Here is a 1,829-nt window from a genome sequence, read left to right on the forward strand (position 1 = left end):
TTTACATGCGCTCGGGCACTTCAATGCCCAACAGACCCAGCACTTGTTCCAGTTGACGCAGCGTCAGGGCCGCCAGAGCCAGCCAGGAGCCTCGTCTTGCTGCGTCGGGTTCGCTCAGGACATGGCAGGCATCCCAGAACCGGCTGAACTCGCGCGCCAGGGAGTAGGCGAAGTCGCACAGCTCGTTCGGGGCCCGCTTCTCATAGGCGCTGCGGACGGCGTCCGGCAGCTGCGCCAGCTGCAGCATCAGCGCCCGGTCGGCCTCATTCGCCGCCGGCAGGATGGCCCCAGGGGCATCGGCCTGCGCTTCCGCCCGGCGCAGCAACGACCTGGCGCGGATCGCGGCGTACTGCAGATAAGGGCCGGTCTTGCCCTCGAAGCGCAGCATGCGGTCCAGGTCGAAGACATAGTCGGAGGATGGGTTGTTCGACAGGTCGGCGAACTTCACCGCGGCGATGCCGACCCGGCGGGCGATCTCGCGCCGTTCCTCCTCAGGATAGCCCTCGGCCAGATGCGCCTCATCAAGACGCTTCAGCCCGATCTCGGTGGCGGTGTCCAGGAGGTCGTACAGCTTCATCACGCCGCCGGCGCGGGTCCGGAACGGCTTGCCGTCCGGCCCGTTCATGGTGCCGTAGCCGAGATGCTCCAGGTCGGACTTGCCGTTCAGCCCGGCCTTGCGGGCGGCGCGGAACACCTGCTCGAAATGCAGCGACTGCCGCCGGTCGACGACATAGAGCCCGAGATCGGGGTCGAGCGACTGCCGCCGGTCGATAATGGTGGCGAGGTCGGTGGTGCCGTAGGTGACGGCGCCGTCCGACTTCAGCAGCATCAGCGGCGGCATCTCCTTCTTGTCGCCCTCCTCCGCGATGCGGACGATGACGGCGCCGGAATCGGTCTCGGCCAGGCCGCGGGCCTGGAAATCCGCCACCATCGGCTCGATCAGGTCGTGGACGACGGCCTCGCCCTTCCACAGGTCGAACCGCACGCCCAGCGCCTCGAATTCGCGCTTCATGCCGGCGACCGAGACATCGATGAAATGCTGCCACAGGGCGCGATAGCCCGGCCGGCCGGCCTGCAGCTCCGCCGTCGCCTGGCGGCTTTCCTCCATCCGTGCCGGATCGGCCTTCGACGCCTGGGACGCGGCGGGGTACAGGACCTCCAGATCCTCCATCGTCACCGGGCTGGCTTCCGGATAGGGGCCGGTGAAGCTCGCGTCGAAATACGGCAGGTCCGGCTGGCGGCGGGCGATCTCGCTGATCACCATGCCCATCGGCGTGCCCCAGTCGCCCATATGCACGTCGCCGATCGCGTCGTCGCCGGCGAACAGGAACAGCCGGCGCAGGCTGTCGCCGATGATCGAGGCGCGGAGGTGGCCGACATGCATCGGCTTGGCGATGTTCGGCCCGCCGTAATCCAGCACCACCCGCCGCGGCGGGTTGGCCAGCGGCACGCCCATCCGGGCGTCCTGCGCCTGGGCGTCGGCATGGGCGGCGATGGCGGCGTCGGTCAGCGACAGGTTGATGAAGCCCGGCCCGGCCAGCGACACGTCCTTGAAATTGGGGTCGGCGCGCAGCCGCTCCGCGATCTTTTCGGCGATCTGGCGTGGGTTGGCGCCCGCACGCTTGGCCGCCGGCAGGGCACCGTTGCACTGGAACTGCCCGAGATCCGGGCGGTTCGAGACGGTGACCAGGCCGAGTTCGGGCGGCAGCCCTTCCGCGGCGAAGGCGGCGGCGACGATTTCGGTCAGCTTGGCGGCGAGCGAGGACATGCGGGCAGGTTTCTTTCCGGGGTATCCGCGGGTTTTAGCCCGCATTTCCCACACTGTACAC

The 1,829-nt window shown here is 68.6% G+C and carries 1 protein-coding gene; it reads right to left on the reverse strand.

Translation table 11 applies throughout. The annotated features are described in order from the left end of the window. Position 1 precedes the first annotated feature (1 nt). Positions 2–1,768 (reverse strand): arginine--tRNA ligase, encoded by a 1,767-nt coding sequence (gene argS / locus AC3XYG_RS38745; RefSeq protein ID WP_489145242.1) that lies wholly within the window; start codon positions 1,766–1,768, stop codon positions 2–4. Positions 1,769–1,829 lie beyond the last annotated feature (61 nt).

It is taken from the genome of Inquilinus sp. (assembly GCF_057815775.1).